The organism is Cyclobacterium sp. 1_MG-2023 (assembly GCF_030546805.1).
Taxonomy (GTDB): domain Bacteria; phylum Bacteroidota; class Bacteroidia; order Cytophagales; family Cyclobacteriaceae; genus Cyclobacterium.
In genome coordinates this window covers 234,631-253,873 of sequence record NZ_JAUOPC010000006.1, presented here as the reverse complement: position 1 = coordinate 253,873, position 19,243 = coordinate 234,631, and the positions used below count along the sequence as shown (strand labels likewise).

General features: G+C 36.4%; 17 protein-coding genes. 4 read left to right on the top strand and 13 right to left on the bottom strand.

The features are described 5' to 3' along the window. Positions 1-3 precede the first annotated feature (3 nt). The 8 genes from Q4534_RS11755 to Q4534_RS11720 form a co-directional block, all read right to left on the bottom strand. Positions 4-438 (bottom strand): MarR family winged helix-turn-helix transcriptional regulator, encoded by a 435-nt coding sequence (locus tag Q4534_RS11755; protein ID WP_303613370.1) that lies wholly within the window; start codon positions 436-438, stop codon positions 4-6. A gap of 838 nt (positions 439-1,276) precedes the next feature. Further along, positions 1,277-3,031, bottom strand: coding sequence for an Ig-like domain-containing domain (locus Q4534_RS11750; protein ID WP_303613369.1), 1,755 nt, complete (start codon positions 3,029-3,031; stop codon positions 1,277-1,279). Beyond that, positions 3,028-3,915 (bottom strand): class I SAM-dependent methyltransferase, encoded by an 888-nt coding sequence (locus tag Q4534_RS11745; protein ID WP_303613368.1) that lies wholly within the window; start codon positions 3,913-3,915, stop codon positions 3,028-3,030. Before Q4534_RS11745 ends, Q4534_RS11750 begins: the two co-directional genes overlap by 4 nt. Before the next feature lies 1 nt (position 3,916). After that, positions 3,917-5,782, bottom strand: a complete 1,866-nt coding sequence (mnmG, locus tag Q4534_RS11740) for a tRNA uridine-5-carboxymethylaminomethyl(34) synthesis enzyme MnmG (RefSeq protein ID WP_303613367.1) — start codon at positions 5,780-5,782, stop codon at positions 3,917-3,919. Between the two features lie 52 nt (positions 5,783-5,834). Further along, positions 5,835-6,284 carry an rRNA maturation RNase YbeY gene (gene ybeY, locus Q4534_RS11735; protein WP_303613366.1) on the bottom strand — a complete coding sequence of 150 codons (450 nt, stop codon included), beginning with the start codon at positions 6,282-6,284 and terminating at the stop codon, positions 5,835-5,837. 1 nt (position 6,285) lies between these two features. After that, positions 6,286-6,687 (bottom strand): ATP-binding protein, encoded by a 402-nt coding sequence (locus Q4534_RS11730; protein WP_303613365.1) that lies wholly within the window; start codon positions 6,685-6,687, stop codon positions 6,286-6,288. 41 nt (positions 6,688-6,728) lie between these two features. After that, positions 6,729-7,487, bottom strand: a complete 759-nt coding sequence (locus Q4534_RS11725) for an exodeoxyribonuclease III (protein WP_303613364.1) — start codon at positions 7,485-7,487, stop codon at positions 6,729-6,731. Beyond that, on the bottom strand, positions 7,484-7,846 hold the full coding sequence (locus tag Q4534_RS11720) for a hypothetical protein (protein WP_303613475.1): 363 nt from the start codon (positions 7,844-7,846) through the stop codon (positions 7,484-7,486). Before Q4534_RS11720 ends, Q4534_RS11725 begins: the two co-directional genes overlap by 4 nt. A gap of 261 nt (positions 7,847-8,107) precedes the next feature. Here Q4534_RS11720 and Q4534_RS11715 point away from each other — a divergent pair, with 261 nt between their 5' ends. Then, positions 8,108-8,683: a ComF family protein gene (locus tag Q4534_RS11715; protein WP_368509154.1), complete on the top strand. Its 576-nt coding sequence runs from the start codon at positions 8,108-8,110 to the stop codon at positions 8,681-8,683. A gap of 2 nt (positions 8,684-8,685) precedes the next feature. On the opposite strand, the gene Q4534_RS11710 is transcribed toward Q4534_RS11715, so the two are convergent. From Q4534_RS11710 to dapF, 5 genes are read right to left on the bottom strand one after another with little or no spacing between them, the layout of a single operon-like run. After that, entirely contained in the window at positions 8,686-9,456 is a 771-nt protein-coding gene (locus tag Q4534_RS11710) for a S1/P1 nuclease (protein WP_303613362.1), read from the bottom strand. 23 nt (positions 9,457-9,479) lie between these two features. Then, a complete protein-coding gene (locus Q4534_RS11705) occupies positions 9,480-10,667 on the bottom strand; it encodes a M20 family metallopeptidase (RefSeq protein ID WP_303613361.1) in 1,188 nt (395 codons plus the stop codon). Continuing rightward, positions 10,654-11,193 carry a hypothetical protein gene (locus Q4534_RS11700; RefSeq protein ID WP_303613360.1) on the bottom strand — a complete coding sequence of 180 codons (540 nt, stop codon included), beginning with the start codon at positions 11,191-11,193 and terminating at the stop codon, positions 10,654-10,656. Before Q4534_RS11700 ends, Q4534_RS11705 begins: the two co-directional genes overlap by 14 nt. A gap of 11 nt (positions 11,194-11,204) precedes the next feature. Then, the gene (gene secA / locus Q4534_RS11695) at positions 11,205-14,585 is read right to left on the bottom strand and encodes a preprotein translocase subunit SecA (protein ID WP_303613359.1); all 3,381 of its coding nucleotides are present in this window, start codon (positions 14,583-14,585) and stop codon (positions 11,205-11,207) included. A gap of 30 nt (positions 14,586-14,615) precedes the next feature. After that, positions 14,616-15,422: a diaminopimelate epimerase gene (dapF, locus tag Q4534_RS11690; protein WP_303613358.1), complete on the bottom strand. Its 807-nt coding sequence runs from the start codon at positions 15,420-15,422 to the stop codon at positions 14,616-14,618. A 527-nt stretch (positions 15,423-15,949) separates the two neighbouring features. Between dapF and Q4534_RS11685 the strand changes: the two genes are divergently transcribed. From Q4534_RS11685 to Q4534_RS11675, 3 genes are all read left to right on the top strand, one after another. Further along, a complete protein-coding gene (locus tag Q4534_RS11685; RefSeq protein ID WP_303613357.1) occupies positions 15,950-16,783 on the top strand; it encodes a DUF4349 domain-containing protein in 834 nt (277 codons plus the stop codon). 155 nt (positions 16,784-16,938) lie between these two features. After that, positions 16,939-17,928 carry a 2-hydroxyacid dehydrogenase gene (locus Q4534_RS11680; RefSeq protein WP_303613356.1) on the top strand — a complete coding sequence of 330 codons (990 nt, stop codon included), beginning with the start codon at positions 16,939-16,941 and terminating at the stop codon, positions 17,926-17,928. Between the two features lie 132 nt (positions 17,929-18,060). Continuing rightward, complete coding sequence (locus Q4534_RS11675) at positions 18,061-19,233, top strand: lycopene cyclase family protein (protein ID WP_303613355.1); 1,173 nt, start codon at positions 18,061-18,063, stop codon at positions 19,231-19,233. The last annotated feature ends 10 nt before the right edge of the window (positions 19,234-19,243 follow it).

Below are 19,243 nucleotides of genomic sequence, written 5' to 3'. Positions count from 1 at the left end.
TGTCTATGACTTCTGAAGTTCATCAATGACTTTATTGATCTTCTTAAATGTAACAAAAAAGGAACCAATCTCATCCTCACTTAGGTTTTCACGAACTTTGTGGTTAAACTCCTTTATAGTACTTACTGCAGCAGCTTTTTTTTGTTTACCTTTTTCAGTTAAAAAAACTTTAACGGATCGTTTGTCTGCTTGGTCCTGGACTTTCTTTATCAAATCCTTTTCTTCCATTGTTTTCAATAACCTGGTTAGACTTCTCGATTCCAATCCCATTTGAGGTGCAATCTTTGTTGCTGCTGTTCCTTCAGTAGAATCTATATTGATTAGAACAAAGCCCATGGAGGTGGTAATCCCCTCCATATTTGCCTTTTGATTGTACATTCTAGAAATGGAATGCCAACAGGACTTAATTTGATAATCTATCGTTTCTTCTTTTTTCATATTTCTACCGAACTCAATTTACTAAAAATAATTATGCATGCATAATAAATTGATATTATTTAAGCTCTTTACCATTTTATTATTATGAAAGTAGTTGTCCTTATTAAACCCTTTTTATTCTTCAGCAAAAAGGAAGCCTAATCATAAAAAGTCTTTTCCTCTTGATCGCACTAAAAAGTATAGCTAAAGCTAAAAATTTAACTATAAAATTAGGACCAGATTTTTTTCTTTGTTTTAAAAAATCAATTACCAAATGAATTTCCTTATCTGAAAGAAAGTTTGCTTCTCTTAGATCTTATTTCTGACTGGTGGTTCTGAATAAGGTTTTATGATTTTTTCACCTTATCTCAAAATGGTAAACTGAATTAAAAAAGAAAATTAATTGTCTTGCAGCTTCAAAGTTTATACACACCTTATTTATTTTAAGATTTTTATAAATTAAAGAAACTGTTGTTATTATTATAAGGTGGATATGTTGGTAATTCCTACTTACTATTTTTATACACTTCCATTTACCAAACTTTCTATACTTATACACGAGTTATTCACATTTTTTTATACCCTTAAATCATTGAATATGTGCCTACTAATTGCATTAGGTTTATTTCTGTGTATAAAACGGTATTTGCTATTAGGTATAACTTTTACGTTGGTATCTATGTGGATAATTGTTTACAAGTAGCAGCTTATCCCCAGTAATTCTAAAAGTGGATAAAAATTGTTATTAATTCCAATTTTAATTGTTGATATAAACAGCTTTCTTCACACTTATCCACTTTTAATATTTGTTTATCCACAAAATTTAATAAACGCTTATTTTTATTTAAATTACTGAAAATCAATTTGTTAAAAGGTCATCTTCCGTAATTTCTAAAATACTTAGAGGAATTTCATCGATTTCATAAGTTTCTAAAGCCTTATTGTTAATAAGTAGACCTGTTTCCCTTCTTTTGGTAAGAATTTGGTCTTGTAAGGTCCAACCTCCTCTTAATATTAATTCTTTACTTCTACTTTCTTCATCGTAATAGAAATAAACTGGTTCAGGTTGTATCTTGAAGTTGATATTGCCCGGGTCCCAAGCCTTGTTCTTGTTACGATCAATGATGGCTCTTAACTTATAATTGGTTGCTTCCAGTTTTGTAAAGGAAAATTGATTGGTTTCAGTTAGGTATTTTTCTCGGATTATATTGTTACTCTTGTCGAGTAATTGGATAATAATTGGTCGTTCATCTGTAAGTACTTTACCACTGATTTCATCCCCAAGATTATCCTTTTTTAGCCTACTGTAGGTGGCTTCAAATTCTTCCTCATTCCAGAGCATTTCTACATCTTGGAAGGTAGAATCTGCTGCAATCAGTTTATACTTTTCGTAGGGTATAGAATCATTAATAGGAATTGTTAGATTTAGCAAGGTCCTACTTCCTGAGCTGTCTGCAAAGCTTACCATATCGGGATTGAGAATAATAGTACTTGCTGTATCGTAGGCTATATATAATGAATCATAGTTTATATTGAAAATAGGTTTATTGAAGGACAATTTTGCGTTAATAGTATCAATAAATTGGGTCTCTCCAAGTGTAGAGATTTCAAGTTTTTCTTTACTTCTGTCACTTTCTTCAAATCGGGCATAAAATGTACTATCAATTTGCACCCCTACCGAATCCATTAACTGTAAACGGACTTCAGTGCTGTCGTTGATTAACTCGGTATGATAAAATCTTATGTTATTGTCTTTTTTCCGGAAAAAAAGCTTTGTGTTCTTGTCTTGGTGAAATACATTATAATTTGCCAAGTCTTTACTAAGAATAACATCAAATTTTCCGCTTGTACTTGAAGTTCTGTTGATCTTTAAGGTACTTAAGTCTGCTCGGTTTAGATTTATTTGTAGATTTTCTATATTTTCATTTACCTCTAATGGTTCAGATAAAAAACCGTATGGTTCACTTCGGTGTTCTGCTTTTAGTGAGTTGTTCTCGTCATACCAAGCATAAGCCCTAAAAGTCCCAGCCTTGATGTTGGTTATTTTATATTTTCCTGCGGTGTCAACCTGTGCGATATAGTAAGGAGCTGAAGTAAACAAATCTGTGCTGTCTTCATTGATGTATAATCCTACCAGAATATCTTTATAATCCGGTTTATCTTCAGAAAACCAATAATCAACTTGTCCTGAAACTGATAAACTGTCTATGGTTTCACCTGTAGAGAATACGAGTTTTAATTGCTCTGCGGGGTTACCTTCTGTAATGTCTTGAATACTTTTCTGAAAATTAAATACATATGTTGTACTATCTTCCAATTCTTGATTTAAGTCAATAAGGACATGTTCTTTAAGGGCTGTGTATTCGACTTTATCTTTATCTATTTTCGGGGTGATTATGATGGATTGTGTTGGATTTTCGAGTTCAACATACTCATTAAATTCTAAGTCTATTTTTTCCGGTTTTATATTGATGCTTTCATTTTTTGGGTCAGATGACAATAGTATAGGTGAATCCTCATCTTTAGGCCCTCCCATAGGAGAGCTTTGTTTTGCACAAGCGGCCAAAAGAGTGGCGATTAAGATTAAGTAGGATATATTGAAAAGTTTTTTCATTTCTTTTTAATCACAAATAGCAAACTAGAATAGTTGTTATCATTGGTTTTGGCATGTTTGTTTGATTGATATCCTGTTTTGATAGCTTCTAAGTATTTGTGTTTATTTCCCTTTGCTTGGTGGCTTAATAAGGAAACATAATAACTATCAAAGGGCAATGGAAGGGTATCTACTAGCCTGCATTGATGTTGCTCAACCAAGAAATTCATCGATTGCTTGTTAAAATGGTACAAATGTCTTGGTACATCAAGCGCTGCCCAATCTTCCTTAAATAGGTCTGCATCAAGTGAATCACGATTGGGAACAGCTAGATATAAGAACCCTCTTTTTTTCAACCTTCCCAATAGGATATCTAATGTTTCATGGAGGTCGTGGATGTGTTCCAATACATGAAATAAGGTAATGGCATCAAATTTCTTTAATTTCTGTAATGCTTCGAAATCTTCAACTATATGGACGCCGTTTTCTTCCCTTGCTATAGATGCTGCTTTTAGGTTGGGTTCCATACCGTATGCTTCCCAACCATCATTTTGACATGTTTTGGCAAACAAACCTACACCACAACCATAGTCTAGCATCCTGCCTTTCTTGGGTATTTTGGAGTTTAACCAGTTAAGTTTTTGTTTGAGTGTATATTTTCTGGCTGCATTGTATACTATATCTGTTAAATTTCTGCTTTTATTTTGATGTGAGATATAGTTGGGCTTGTCATAATACTTGGAAATATTTTCTTCATCCGGTCTTGGATTGGTAAACCATAGCTTACAATTCTTACATTCACATATTATAAAAGATTCTTTACTTATGGCATGGTCTTTTACAACAAGGTGATTGTTAAACTGCTCACTTTTGCATAGAGGACATTTAGTTAACCTTTCATACATTTTATCTTCCTAAATAAATGGTGAGTATGGACATGTCTGCCGGTGAAACTCCGCTAATTCTTGAAGCTTGACCTAGTGTTTGTGGCTTAATTTTACCTAATTTTTGTCTTCCTTCAGCAGAAAGTGCTTTGATCTCATCGTAAGAAATTGTAGTCGGTATTTTAAGGTCTTCTAAATTATTTATCTTTTCAACCATTTGCCTTTCCTTGTCGATGTATGATTTGTATTTAATCAGTATTTCAGATTGTTCTTTTACGGGCTTAGAATATTCTGTTAAGTCTTCCTTGAGTTCTTCACTAATATTAATGATATCATTTAATCCAATGTTGGGCCTCTTAATAAGTTTTTCAACAGTTATTTTTTCTTTAATCAATGCTGTGTTAAGCTGTTCTAGGCCCTTGTTTATTTGGTTTGGTGATAATCTTATTTTCTCAAGTTTCTTTGTAAGTTCCTCGGTTTTCTCAGCTTTTAATTGGGTTTGACGGTATTCCCTTTCGTTTGCAAGCCCCAAATTGTAACCATAGGGTGTTAATCTTAAATCTGCATTATCCTGCCTCAATAAGAGTCTAAATTCAGCCCTGGATGTAAACATTCTATAGGGTTCTTCTGTACCTTTGTTTATAAGATCATCAATCAGCACTGCTATATATGCTTCAGATCTCTTTAAAACAAAGGCTTCTTTTTCTTTAACTTTATTGTGTGCATTTATACCTGCCATTAATCCTTGTGCAGCTGCCTCTTCATATCCGGTGGTTCCATTGATTTGGCCGGCAAAATATAGGTTTTCAACAAGCTTTGTTTCTAGGGTCAGATTCAATTGGGTTGGTGGAAAAAAGTCATATTCTATGGCATATCCCGGTCGAAACATTTTGGCATTTTCAAAACCTTTGATTTTTCTTAATGCTTTATATTGTACATCTTCAGGTAGGGAAGTTGAAAAGCCATTCACATAAATCTCTACAGTGTTCCATCCTTCCGGTTCGACGAATATTTGATGCCTTTCTCTTTCTGCAAAACGATTGATTTTATCTTCAATTGAAGGGCAATACCTGGGCCCCAAACCTTGAATTCTTCCATTGAACATAGGAGATCTATCAAAACCTGTTTCTAAGGTTTCATGCACTTCTTTGTTGGTATAGGTGATCCAACAGTTTCTTTGCTTTTGAATAGGCTTTGTTTCCGACGAATAAGAAAACTTTTCAGGGTTGATATCCCCTTCTTGAACTTCCATTAATGAATAATCTAAACTTCTTCCATCTACTCTAGGTGGCGTCCCAGTTTTCATTCTACCAGATTCAAAACCTAGATTTATCAAATCTTCGGTGATACCTTTGGAAGCACTTTCTCCTGTCCTACCACCTCCCATTTTCTTTTCTCCAATATGGATAAGGCCATTTAAAAAGGTACCATTGGTTAAAACCACAGATTTACATTTTATTTCCAAGCCAAGACTTGTTTTTACACCTTGAACGATTCCATCCTTAACCACAATACCTGTAATCATTTCTTGCCAGAAATCAAGATTGGGCGTTGCCTCCAAAGCTAACCTCCATTCTTCGGCAAATCGCATGCGGTCATTTTGACTTCTTGGAGACCACATGGCTGGACCTTTAGACCTGTTTAACATTCTGAATTGAATGGTAGACTTGTCAGAAATTATACCCGACATTCCTCCTAGCGCATCAATTTCTCTAATAATTTGACCTTTCGCCACTCCTCCTATGGCAGGATTGCATGACATTTGAGCAATGGTGTTCATGTTCATTGTACACAATAAAACGGAAGAACCCATCTTTGCTGCTGCATGTGCTGCTTCACATCCTGCATGCCCTGCACCTACTACTATTACATCGTATATTGGAAACATGTTTATATATTCTAGTGTTCCACGTGAAACACTTGTTTAAATTTAATCTTACTTATTTTACTGTTCCACGTGGAACAGTTGACGGTGGGTATAAAGAAAGTGCTTCGTCTTCTTCTTTTCTCATTTCCTTCTTTTCTAATTCTGTCTTGTCTTTCAATCCGCATAAATGTAAAAGACCGTGAGCTAGAACTCTTAATAATTCTTGATTGTAATCCGTTTTAAGGGTTTCCGAATTTTCTTTTACTCGATCAATGCTTATGTAAATATCTCCTTCTATTTCGTTTTCGTATTCAGACTGATCAAAAGTGACAATATCCGTATAAGTATCATGATTAAGGTATTGAATATTTATATCCAACAAATATTCATCTGAACAAAAGATATAATTCAGATCTTGAATTTTATATCCTTTATTCGCTGCAATTTGCTTCAACCAATGCTTGGTTATCCTTTTTTTCGATAAGGATGATTTTATTTCTTCTTCAAAGAAATTGATAGCCATTTTAATTCATGTAAAATGTAAGTGTGATTTTGCTTCCATCTTTATCAAACTCCACTTCGTCACTTAAATGTCGCATGATGAAGACGCCCCTACCCCCTGCTTTTTCTAAATTTTCCAAGGCCGTTGGATCATTTAGATGTTGGTAGTCAAATCCCTTGCCCTCGTCTTCTACAATGAATTTTATTTGATTGTCAAAGAATAATAATTCTAATTTAACCAAGCTATTTTTATTTGACTTGTTTCCATGAATGATTGCATTGTTGACGCATTCCGTCACCGAAATCATGATATTACCGTAGATATCGTCGTTGATCTGAAACTTTTCTTTGGCATTATCAATAAAACTTTCAACGATAGTAATGTTTTCAATCAAAGATGGAATGGAAATTTTTATTGATTTCATCGTATTTTTAGTCTTTTATTACGACTTTATTTTATTATTCTCTAAACTTCAACTACTATTGGACAATGGTCTGAATGAATGATTTCATTTAAAATGCGTACATTTTTTACCTTTGAACTTATGGAAGGAGTTGTCATGTGGTAATCTATTCTCCAACCCTTATTATTTGCCCTGGCATTGGCTCTATAGCTCCACCAGCTGTATTGGTGAGCTTCTTTGTTTAAAAGCCTGAAACTATCGTCAAATCCTGATGAAGTGAATTTATCCATCCATGCCCTTTCCTCAGGAAGAAAGCCGGAAGTGTTTTTATTGGAAACAGGATTATGGATGTCTATCGCCTTGTGACAAATATTATAATCACCACTTAAGATTAGGTTTGGCTTTTCTTTTATCAAATTCTGGGTGTAACCATAGATATCATCTAAAAAGGCGTATTTAAAGTCTTGTCTTATGCCTCCGGTTGTTCCTGAAGGGAAATAGGCGCATAGAAAAGAGAAATCATCATAATCAGCCCGAATGGTTCTTCCTTCATCATCATATGCAGGTATTCCTATACCCGCAGTAATATTATTGGCCTTTTGCTTACTTAAAATAGCCACACCACTGTAACCTTTCTTTACTGCAGGGTACCAGTATACATGGTAACCCAAATCTTCAAATATAGATATGTCGATTTGGTTTTCCATTGATTTTACCTCCTGCAAGCCTATGATATCAGGATTTTCTGCTTCCAACCATTCAGCAAAGCCCTTTTTTAGTGCCGCCCGTATTCCATTAACATTGTAGGATATTATTTTCATTTAATATCAATTTCAAATTCGTCTTCAAAATAATCCAGTACATGGATTTTTAGCATCTTTTCTTGGTCTGCACTATTTAAATGAGGTAATTTTTTTATTAATTTCCAATGAGGCCATCCGTCTTGATCAATAAAGTCTAAGGTATAAAAACCTGAAAAACTTAAGACCTTACATGTGGCAATATGCATTAAATCCTGCTTTTCTTCTTTGGAAAATGACTTAGGGCCTTTCCCTAGTTCCTGAACACCTATTATAAACAATACGGCATTGAGATCGGATGGTTTTTTACCGAAAATTTCTTGCAAACCGGAAAGAAGTTTCGACCACCTTCTTTCCAAATCCAAGTCTTTTTTTAACAGTGCCATGTTAATTATTTAATTTCTTCTTTCGCTTCTTACGACTGATTTCTTTTTATGTTTTTTTTCCATAAATTGATATAAGCCATTTTATTACAAATATAGCAGGTAAAATGGCTCCTCAATTATAAACAAGGCAATTTAGGTATGCGTTTCAATTATTGGACAGATTTTTTATCCCTTGTATTTCCCCAAACTTGTTGTTTGTGCAATAGGAGTCTGTTTCCATTTGAAAATGAACTTTGTAAAATATGTATTTCCGCCTTGCCAATAACGAATTATCACCTTATTCCTGAAGATAATGATTTGAAAACAAAATTACTTGGCCTGGCTCCTGTTGATAAAGTAATGGCATATTTACGGTTTTCTAAAAAAGGATTAAGTCAGAAACTACTGCACCAGATTAAATACAAAAATAAACCGGCATTGGCCAAAGTTGTGGGCCTTCAATATGGTTATTTATTGAAGGAGTCTGGTTTTGAGAGCAATTGGACGGAAATAGTTCCGGTGCCCCTACATCATAGGAAAAGAGAGCTTAGAGGCTATAACCAAAGTGAACAATTTGGGCAGGGTATTGCTGAAGCTTTAGGGATCGAGTGCAAATGTTACTTATTGAGAAAACAAGAGACAGAAACCCAAACCAATAAATCAAGAATTGATCGATGGAATAATGTTTCTGAGGTATTTGAAGTCCTAAATGCAGACCATGTTAAGGGAAAAAGGATTCTTTTAGTAGATGATGTGTTAACTACAGGCGCTACTTTGGCCTCCTGTGCCCAGGCATTGTTCAAATGCCAGCCTGGGCAAATAGATTTGGCCGTCTTGGCTGCTGGTAATTGATTTCACTTGAATATATCATTTAAAATTCCGGCCAATCGAATTCCACCAGCCAGTAAACGCTCCTCAATATGAGGATAGGTATTGTATCCATAGGAATAAAACAGCCTTTTGTTGTCCGGTAAGTCATATATTATAGGTCTCAATTCTACAGCTTCTTTCAACCATTTGTCCATATCACTGGATTGGTATAGTGAAACCAGTTCTTTAGTTGTTCTTCTATTTAAATGTTGAGACAATTCCGTAAAACTTAAATTTTTACCATCAATTATTTTCGTATCCCAAACGGTGTGAAGATTGGTGTTTTGGTTGAAATAAGTAACTTTTACATCATTACCACCTCGATCATTGCCAGTTCCGACGTGTAAGGGTTGATGCAGGTCACCTACCAAGTGCACAAGCATTTTAAGGTATGCCTTTTTATCCTCCTGATCGAGAGTGCTATTTTTTAAGGCAGTAATAATCATTTTGGTTTTGCCGTAGGCGTCTCCTGACTTTTCTTGTATGGATGGATCATAGCCTTTCCCTGCTTTCACTGTCAAATAATGCCAGGAATTAAGGTGGTTGTAGGAAGGATCTGATTTGATCTCATCCATCCAATTGGCTACCATGGCAAGGGATTCAGGACCGAGAATATTCTGAATACTTCTTGCCGCCTTTTTACTTAGGTGATAGGAAGCAATTTCCCCTACCACCCGATGTCCTGTTTGGCCCCAGCCAAATGAGTTCAGCACAATGCTTCCCGTTACAATGACAGTTAAAATGAATTTCCTCATGGCTTCCTACGGATGGATAATTATTACTGCTTTAATTCTTGTAACGCGATATAAGCCATTAATCCGGTACTAATACCCAAGGCATCTTCATCAATGTCAAAGGTAGGCGTATGTACACTTGAAATGATTCCTTTTGCTTCGTTTCTTGTACCTAACCTGTAAAAGCAACCATCAATCTCTTGGGTGTAATAAGAAAAGTCTTCCGCAGCCATCCAGATGTCTATGTCCAAAACATTTTCTTTACCGAGGTATTCTTCAGCTGCAGTGATTGCTCTTTGGGTAAGTTCGGGTTCATTTTTTAGAAAAGGATAACCCTTCCGAATTTCAAATTCAACCTCTCCACCCATTCCTTCGGCTATACCTTTGGCAATTTTCAGCATCTGTTCATGGGCCTTTTTTCGCCAGGCCTCATTCAAGGTTCTAAAAGTGCCTTCTATGTTTACCTCATTGGGTATTACGTTCGTTGCACCTTCAGCAATTACTTTACCGAAAGAAAGAACTGATGGCGTCTTTGGGTCTGCTTTTCTACTTACAACTTGCTGTAAAGCCACCAATATATGCGCACTGATTAAAACCGGATCAACAAGGGTTTCAGGCATCGCTCCATGACCGCCTTTTCCTATTACTTTTAGATAAAGTTCATCAGCACTTGCCATGTACATTCCTTTGCGAAAACCAACTTTTCCAACCGGAATAAAAGGCATAACATGTTGTCCTATTACTGCTGTTGGCGTTGGATTTTCGAGTGCTCCGTCTCTGATCATCATGGAAGCACCACCGGGAATTTTTTCTTCTCCGGGTTGGAAAAACAATTTTATAGTACCTTCAAATTCATCCTTTAACTCATTCAAAATTCTAGCTGTACCTAGTAGAGATGAGGTATGTACATCATGCCCACAGGCATGCATTACTCCGGGATTGGTAGACTTATAAGGAACATCATTGGCTTCTACAATCGGAAGAGCATCCATATCTCCCCTCAAAGCAATTACTTTCTTTTCAGGGTTTTTGCCTTCAATAATAACAACTAAGCCCGTTTCAGCTTTTGGTTCTATATGGGTTATGCCAAACGAACGTAACTTTTCTTCAACAAATGCTACTGTATTCTTTTCTTCAAAGGATAGCTCAGGATTGGCATGTAAATGTCTTCTAAGCGCAATAATTTCCGACTTATATTTGTCGGAAAGTTGGTGAATTTTATTTTTCAACATCTTCTAAATTTTCTTCTTTTTTCTCTTCGACGAATTTGGGAAACTTGTCCTTTATAATTCTAGAACTCGAAAAGACGGTGTTCATTTTTTCATATGTGGCCAAAGCCTCAATTTTATTCACAAAGCGTCCTACTTTAACCAAATATCTTGGCTGCTGGTATTCCATATAACTTTGTGTTTTTGGGAATTCGGAATAAGCTTCGTTCCTAATATCGAAAGCTTTTTCTCGGTCTACACCACTATAAATTAATATTGTAAAACCATTTACAAATTGTTCTTTACTATTCTCTTCGGCGATTTGTGAAATTCTTCTATTGAGTTCAGTATCAATAGCAGAGGCACTGCTACTTTCTTCTGTCACAGTTTCGGAAGTAGGAAGCTCGGCAAACTGAACTCTACTTGACGCTAGGTCTTCAGTATAGTTATTGTACCGATCAATATTTCCTCCGCTTTTCCGAATGTTTATAATGCCACAGCTGCTAAAAACTAGCAGAGACAAGAGATATATATTTATTTTTTTGAACATGTCAATGGCATTTAATCTTCGATTATTACACACTTGGCATCAGCTATATCCTGCGCAACGCTTTTATATTTAACATCTGACTTTAAATTCCCGTTGGCGTACTTGACAGTAACGCGGTCATTTCGTCCATAAACCTTGTCTGATTTCCTAGGCTTAACAGGTTCTCTATTTACAGCTGGCCTGCTATTGGCTACTGCAGCTTTTTGTCCACTTTGATTTCCTAGTGTATTGCCTACTTCTTCTTTGGAAGCAGTTACTTTAGGCTCTGCACCGGCTTGATTTTGTGCAGCTTTTACCTGTTCAGGATCTTGTTTTGGAAGATCCGATTTAGATATAAAGGAAACAATATCATCATTTAATTTACCTATAAAGCGCTTGAACATTTCAAAAGCTTCAAATTTATAAATCAACAATGGATCTTTTTGCTCATAGACAGCATTTTGAACGGATTGTTTCAGGTCATCCATATCTCTCAAATGCTCTTTCCAGTTTTGGTCGATTATGGCCAATGTAACTGTCTTTTCAATGGCCCTGATCAAGTCTCGACCTTCATTATTAAGAGTGGATTCCAAATTGATGACTACACCAATTTGTTTGATACCGTCGGAAATTGGAACCATAATTTCCTTAACCGTTGCCCCTCTGTTCTTGTGAACATCTTGGAGAATAGGCATGGCTTTGTTAAGGATACCTTCATTCTTTCTGGTATAGCTTTTATAGGCTTTGTCAAAAAGAATTTTAGTTAAAGTAGTCGTATCTTTCTCTTTGAGGTCAGCTTCGGTAAATTGTTGGTCAATGCCCAGTGAACTGAAGATATTCATTCTCAAGTTTTCAAGGTCACCAGTGCTTTTACCCATTTCAATCAGGTCTTCACAAACATCGTACATGATGTTTAGAATATCTAATTCCAGCCTATCCCCTATAAGGGCATTTTTTCTTCTTCGGTAAACAACTTCTCGTTGGCTGTTCATTACATCATCATATTCCAAGAGCCTTTTCCTAACCCCAAAGTTGTTTTCCTCAACTTTTCTCTGAGCTCTTTCAATGGATTTTGTAATCATGGAGTGTTGAATCACTTCACCTTCTTCAAGTCCCATTCGGTCCATCAGTTTGGCAATTCTTTCTGAACCGAATAATCGCATCAAGTTGTCTTCCAAGGAAACAAAAAATTGTGTGGATCCCGGATCCCCTTGTCTTCCTGATCTACCACGCAACTGCCGGTCCACCCTTCTGGATTCATGTCTTTCTGTACCAACGATGGCTAGCCCTCCTGCTTCTTTTGATTCCGGAGAAAGTTTGATATCTGTACCCCTACCGGCCATATTGGTGGCTATGGTTACGGTCTTGGCTTTACCTGCTTCTGCTACTACATCCGCTTCACGGGCATGTTGCTTGGCATTAAGAACTTGGTGTTTAATTTTTCTTATGGTAAGCATCCTACTCAGTAGTTCCGAAATTTCTACTGAGGTGGTACCTACTAGCACCGGCCGATTGGCATCGGTTAGTTCATTGATTTCATCTGCCACAGCGTTGAATTTTTCACGGACGGTTTTGTAAACCTTGTCTTGGTGATCTTTTCGCTGTATAGGTTTATTGGTTGGGATTACAACCACATCCAATTTATAGATTTCCCAAAACTCACCTGCTTCTGTTTCTGCAGTACCGGTCATACCGGAGAGTTTATGGTACATCCTGAAATAGTTCTGCAAAGTAATGGTGGCATAGGTCTGGGTGGCATCTTCCACCTTTACATTTTCCTTTGCTTCTATGGCTTGATGGAGTCCGTCAGAATACCTTCGGCCTTCCATTACCCTACCGGTTTGTTCATCGACAATTTTTACTTTGCCGTCCACCAAAATATATTCAGTGTCCCTCTCAAACATACAGTAAGACTTTAAAAGTTGGTTTACTGTATGAATCCTTTGGGCTTTAATGCCATAATCTTTGATGATTTCTTCTTTTCTAACCAGTTTTTCGTGGTCCTCGATTTCGTCATTTTTTTCCAATTCGGCGATTTCCATACCGATATCCGGCAAAATGAAGAAATTATTGTCTTCATTTTTCTTGGTAATGACTTCAATACCATTGTCTGTCAGGTCTACACTATTGGATTTTTCATCAATGGTAAACAATAGAGGTTCATCCGCTTCAGGCATGTTTCTTTTGTTGTCCTGAAGGTAATAGTTCTCTGTTTTTTGAAGAATTACCCTAACACCCGGCTCAGAGAGGTATTTGATCAAAGGCTTGTATTTAGGAAGTCCGCGGAAAGCTCGGAACAATGCCAGCCCTCCTTCTTTATCATTTCCTTCTTTGATAAGCTTTTTGGCATCGGAAAGGTAGTTTTGAACCAGCTTTCTTTGTTCATCAACCAAAGTGGAAACCCTTGGTTTCATTTCGTAAAACTCATGCTCTCCCCCCTTGGGTACAGGACCGGAAATAATAAGTGGTGTTCTTGCATCATCAATGAGGACAGAATCAACCTCATCAATCATGGCAAAATGATGTTTTCCTTGCACAAGATCTTTAGAATCTCGGGCCATATTGTCTCTTAGGTAATCAAAACCAAATTCATTGTTGGTACCATAGACAATATCTGCTTGGTAAGCAGTTCTTCTGGCTTCTGAATTAGGGGGGTATTTGTCTATACAGTCCACTTTTAATCCATGAAATTCAAAAATTGGAGCGTTCCATTCAGAATCTCGTTTGGCCAGGTAGTCATTCACCGTTACAATATGAACACCTCTACCAGCAAGCGCATTTAGATAGGCAGGTAAAGTCGACACCAAGGTTTTACCTTCACCAGTGGCCATCTCTGCAATATTTCCTCGGTGCAATGCCACACCACCCAATAGCTGAACGTCATAATGAACCATTTCCCAGGTTACTTCTACGCCGGCAGCCGTCCATGTGTTTTTCCAAGTGGCCTGTTCCCCATCAATTTCCACATAGGATTTGGAGGCAGCCATGGTTTGATCTTGTAAATTGGCAGTGACTGTCAACTTACCATTTTCTTTGAGTCTTCGGGCGGTTTCTTTTACCACAGCAAAAGCCCGAGGCAACACTTTCTCCAAGCTTACTTCTAGGGCTTCATCTCTTTCTTTCTCTACCGCATCAATTTGGTTAAATAGTGCATCCTTGGCCTGAACTTCTTCCGGATTTAATTGATCAATTTCATTTCTTAGTTCGGAAATGCGATCATCAAATGATTTGAGGTCTTCGTTTATTATCTCCTTTATCTTGGTAGTTTCATTTCTTAATTCGTCATCAGAAATATCGGCCAACTTGGCAAAGGCGGAATTTACTAGTGCCACGACTGGGCTTAAGGCTTTAATGTCTCGGTCCGATTTGGTACCAAAGACTTTTGCTAACCCTTTTGCTATTGATTCTAACATATTGTTTAAATACTTTTTCTCTAAGGCTATTTAATTGTATTCATTAATGGCGTCTGATGGAATGTCTACACTGATAGTACCACTGAAAACCTGATCGGCAGGCCCGGTCAATACAATCTTTTCGAAATTCCCATCGATATTTTTCTCAAAACTAACCTGAAGATTACCTCCGGGAGTTTGAATATTTATATTGTTCTTCTCTTTTTGCTCTCCATATAATAGTGCGCAAGCTGTTACACCTGTTCCGCAGGAAAGTGTCTCATCTTCAACCCCTCTTTCGTAGGTTCTAACCTGAATCGTATCAGGGGAAAGAATGGAAATAAAATTCACATTGGTACCCTCAGGATATCTTTGCTTGTCTCTTCGGATTGTTCTTCCTGTACCAACAACGTCAAATTCATTCACGTTATCAACAAAGCGCATGTGATGTGGAGATCCTGTATTGGCAAAGAAATCTTGATCTACACTTTGGACTTCCTTCACATCACCCATCCTTAAAGCAACGCTATTACCCGAGATAGTGGCGGTATGTACGCCATCAATGGCTAAGAATGTAGTGTTTTGTCCAATTATTCCTAAAAAGTTGGCAAAAGCGACCGCACACCTGGCTCCATTGCCACACATGCTTTGAGATCCATCTGCATTGTAATAGCACATTTCAAAATCATAATCTGCATGGGACTGGATAAGAATAAGCCCATCAGCTCCGATTCCAAACTTTCTGTGACAAAGTTGCTGAATATAAGGTATTGGATCAGGGCCAAAAGAAAATGTCCTTCCATCGATCATGATGAAATCATTGCCAGTACCCTGATATTTGTAGAAGTTAATATCCATTTGATTTATAATAAGTTACCTTCCGAATTGATTGAAGATCAAAGACCAAAAAGATAAATCAATCCTTTCGAATGCCTACAAAAATCCAACCAATGCAAGAATGAATTACAAAAATAAACAACTTGGCCGAATTTACGGGCTTATATTCAATTAACTACAGGATTTCCTGTCAAGACTGACAAAACGACTTATAAAAGGTTGTCATTTGCTTTCACATTGGTACCGATGTAGCTAGTAGTCGGATATGTTACCCATCATAAAGAGTGGTTGTTAAAAGATTATTTTTATTCAGGTTTCTGGTTGAGTAGTAATAAAACCTTAACTTTAATTTCAATGGTTTGTAGGTTACTTTTTGAATTCCTATCTGAAAATCTAGACCCAAAGTATAATTTTGATGATCTGTTATATAAATAATGACGGAAGTTAGAATAAAGTTTTGATAGTGTTTTAATTAGTCTGAAAGCACTTCATAGCAGGTTCAATAATTATGTACGTTTGATTTAAAAATATTGTAAAATTTTTGTTTTATGAAACAGTTATTTTTAATAATAGCAATTTTATTGCTTCAAGGGTGTAACAAGCCAGAAGGAGAAAATATAATGGAAGTGGCCGATGAAGAGACGTTTGAGGAATTATTGTCTATTCCTATAACCGAACAACCCCCCCCGCAGCCACCATCATTAATTTCAGGAACGGAGCAGTTAAGTAAAAAAACCATTAAGACTGGAGGAATTAATTTTCAATCGCAGGACATAGTGGAAGATTATCAAACAATTCGCAAACTCCTCCCTCGTTATGATGCTTATATTGAGCATGAAAATCAATCAAAAACTAAAGAAAAAATAAGTTACCAGTTGACTATTAGGGTTCCATCTACTGTGTATGATAGTTTATTTGTTACCTTTTCTACCATCGGGCATCGCCTTGAAAACAAGTATTCATCAATAGAAGATGTAACGGAAAATTATTATGACTTAAATACAAGAATAAAAAACAATAAACTGCTAGAAAAACGCTACCTGAAAATTCTAGAAAGTGCGACTGAGATAAAAGATATTCTAGAAATCGAAAATAAACTTAATGAAGTTCGGACTGATGTAGAAAACCTTCAGGGACAATTCAATTATTTAAGTAAACAGGTATCCCTTAGCACAATAAGTTTATCTTTCTATGAAGAACTTCCATATGTTTATGATGCCTCTCAAAGAGGAGGGTTCTTGGAAAAAGTTTTTAGTGCTTTAAACAATGGATGGCAAGGTTTCCTAAATTTTATTATTGGATTGATAACATTTTGGCCTTTTCTGATATTGCTTATTGTCCTTGGTTATTTTGTTAGAAAACTTAGAAGTCAGAAAAATTGAAACTTTTTATAAGGTTGATATTTTTATTTCTTACTTTAATGAGAATGGATTGAACTAAGGATTGACCGCTAGACTAGAAGAATTCCTAAATTGTTTGGCATAGGTGAGTTTAGTCATCATTTATTCTTAGGTATTTAAAACTTTAAATTACTCCAATGAAAATAGCCGTATTTAGTACCAAACCTTACGATCAGGAATATTTTGAAAAATACAGCAGCAATAATGAGTACACTTTCGCATTTTTTGAAACGGCCTTGAACAAGACAACGGCCAATTTATCTGCCGGCTTTGATGTTATCTGCGCCTTTGTCAATGATAAGGTGGACAAGGATACCATTGAAGTTCTTGCCAATAACGGAATCCGTTTGATTGCAATGAGATGTGCCGGGTTCAATAATGTAGACATTCAATCTGCAAAGGAGCATCAGATAAAAGTGGTAAGGGTTCCGGCATATTCACCGGAGGCAGTGGCCGAGCATTCTGTTGCATTGATAATGACTTTGAATAGAAAAACCCATAAAGCATACAATAGGGTGCGGGAGGGAAATTTTTCTCTAAAGAATTTAATAGGTTTCAACCTTCATGGTAAGGTAGTAGGTGTCATTGGTACCGGGCAGATTGGAATTGCATTTTGTAAGATCATGAAAGGGTTCGGTTGCAGGCTTTTGGCTTACGATATTGCCGAAGCCGAAGTATTGGTAGATATGGGCGTCGAATATTTACCTATGGAAAAGGTTTTTCAGCAGGCTGATATAATTTCTCTGCATTGTCCATTGAACCAGTCTACCAAACACTTGGTCAATAAGGCTTCACTGGAACAAATGAAAGCGGGAGTAATGATTATCAATACTAGTCGTGGAGCTTTAATTAATACTTCCGATGCCATAGAGGGTTTGTCTCAGAAAAAAATTGGGTATTTGGGGATAGATGTATATGAACAAGAAGAGAACCTGTTTTTCGAAGACCTTTCGGAAAGCATAATAGAAGATGATGACATCTTAAGGTTAAATAGTTTTCCTAATGTTCTTATCACCTCGCACCAAGCCTATTTTACAAAAGAAGCGATGGATCAAATAACAGTAATAACCCTGGATAATATTCGCGCATTTGAAAATAATGAACCCTTAGCAAACGAAGTTATTTGATCGTAAAACCTTTCCGATACTTATCAGAGATGGAATAGAGGTAAACATCTTGCCAAATTATGGGTTGACTTGTTTAACAAATTTAATTCAAAGGTTTTCCCGATATACATCTAAGGGAAATAATAATAATTGATGGAAGTAGATTACGACTATATCATTGCAGGCTCCGGCTTGGCGGGGCTAAGCCTATTGTATCGGTTGTTATTGGATAAGGACCTACAAAAGAAAACCATCTTGGTGGTTGATAAGGTTAAAAAATCTGACAATGACAGAACTTGGTGCTATTGGGAACAAGGTGAAAGTATTTTTGAGGACATTGTTCGCCATAAATGGGAAACCTTACAGTTTTTTTCTCCAGCGGTAGCCAAGACTTTTTCGCTGAAAAAATACAAGTACAAAATGATTCAAGCAGGTGATTTTTATCGGCTTGTCATGGAATATGCGGCAACATTTGAAAATGTTACTTTTAAGACTGAGGCCATAATAAATATGGATGAAAAGGATGGGCAGGCCATTCTGATTACGGAAAATAAGCATTATAAGGGATGGTTTATTTTTAATTCTACGGCCTTATTTCTCCCTGAGATGAACACCCAAAACACCTTATTGCAACATTTTATGGGTTGGTTTATCAAGGCGGATTCTCCTGTTTTCAATGAGAAAATTGGGACTTTAATGGATTTCAGGTTGGAACAGCAGCATGGCGCTACTTTTATGTACGTATTACCTACTAGTGCCACTGAAGCCTTGATTGAGTTTACCCTTTTTAGTGAAAGCACCTTGGAAAAGGAAGCCTACAATTTTGCCCTTAAAGACTATATTTCAAGTGAAATAGGGATCAAAAATTATAAAATTCTGCACAAGGAGTTTGGGGTGATTCCGATGTCCTTGGCCCAATTCTCAAAAACAATCAAAAACAGTAAGAGAATTGTCAATATTGGAACTGCCGGAGGTTTTACCAAAGCCAGTACCGGATATACCTTTCAGTTTGTGCAAAAGAATGTGTCACAGATAGTGGAGCTTTTAAAATTTCAAAAGCCTCCGATTGTGGGTGATAGCTGGAAAAGTAAAAAATACGCTTGGTATGATAGAACCTTGTTGGATGTTTTGCTTTCAAAAAAGGTAACCGGTAGGGATATTTTTGAAAGTTTATTCCGAAAAAACTCACCGGAGAAAATTCTATCTTTCCTCGACAATGACAGTAATTTTTGGGAGGAGTTCAAAATAAGGAACAGTGTACCCTTATTGCCTTTTATGTTTTCCGGAATACAGCAATTGTTATTGAAAAACAAAACGAAAGATTAAGACAAAAAAA

Bases quoted from the DNA above. Each gene is read 5' to 3' on its own strand.
- Q4534_RS11710 (WP_303613362.1), bottom strand. From the start codon at position 9,456: ATGAGGAAATTCATTTTAACTGTCATTGTAACGGGAAGCATTGTGCTG.
- Q4534_RS11680 (WP_303613356.1), top strand. From the start codon at position 16,939: ATGAAAATAGCCGTATTTAGTACCAAACCTTACGATCAGGAATATTTT.
- mnmG (WP_303613367.1), bottom strand. From the start codon at position 5,782: ATGTTTCCAATATACGATGTAATAGTAGTAGGTGCAGGGCATGCAGGA.
- Q4534_RS11755 (WP_303613370.1), bottom strand. From the start codon at position 438: ATGAAAAAAGAAGAAACGATAGATTATCAAATTAAGTCCTGTTGGCAT.
- ybeY (WP_303613366.1), bottom strand. From the start codon at position 6,284: ATGGCTATCAATTTCTTTGAAGAAGAAATAAAATCATCCTTATCGAAA.
- Q4534_RS11745 (WP_303613368.1), bottom strand. From the start codon at position 3,915: ATGTATGAAAGGTTAACTAAATGTCCTCTATGCAAAAGTGAGCAGTTT.
- Q4534_RS11750 (WP_303613369.1), bottom strand. From the start codon at position 3,031: ATGAAAAAACTTTTCAATATATCCTACTTAATCTTAATCGCCACTCTT.
- dapF (WP_303613358.1), bottom strand. From the start codon at position 15,422: ATGGATATTAACTTCTACAAATATCAGGGTACTGGCAATGATTTCATC.
- Q4534_RS11700 (WP_303613360.1), bottom strand. From the start codon at position 11,193: ATGTTCAAAAAAATAAATATATATCTCTTGTCTCTGCTAGTTTTTAGC.
- Q4534_RS11675 (WP_303613355.1), top strand. From the start codon at position 18,061: ATGGAAGTAGATTACGACTATATCATTGCAGGCTCCGGCTTGGCGGGG.
- secA (WP_303613359.1), bottom strand. From the start codon at position 14,585: ATGTTAGAATCAATAGCAAAAGGGTTAGCAAAAGTCTTTGGTACCAAA.
- Q4534_RS11730 (WP_303613365.1), bottom strand. From the start codon at position 6,687: ATGAAATCAATAAAAATTTCCATTCCATCTTTGATTGAAAACATTACT.
- Q4534_RS11725 (WP_303613364.1), bottom strand. From the start codon at position 7,487: ATGAAAATAATATCCTACAATGTTAATGGAATACGGGCGGCACTAAAA.
- Q4534_RS11705 (WP_303613361.1), bottom strand. From the start codon at position 10,667: ATGTTGAAAAATAAAATTCACCAACTTTCCGACAAATATAAGTCGGAA.
- Q4534_RS11685 (WP_303613357.1), top strand. From the start codon at position 15,950: ATGAAACAGTTATTTTTAATAATAGCAATTTTATTGCTTCAAGGGTGT.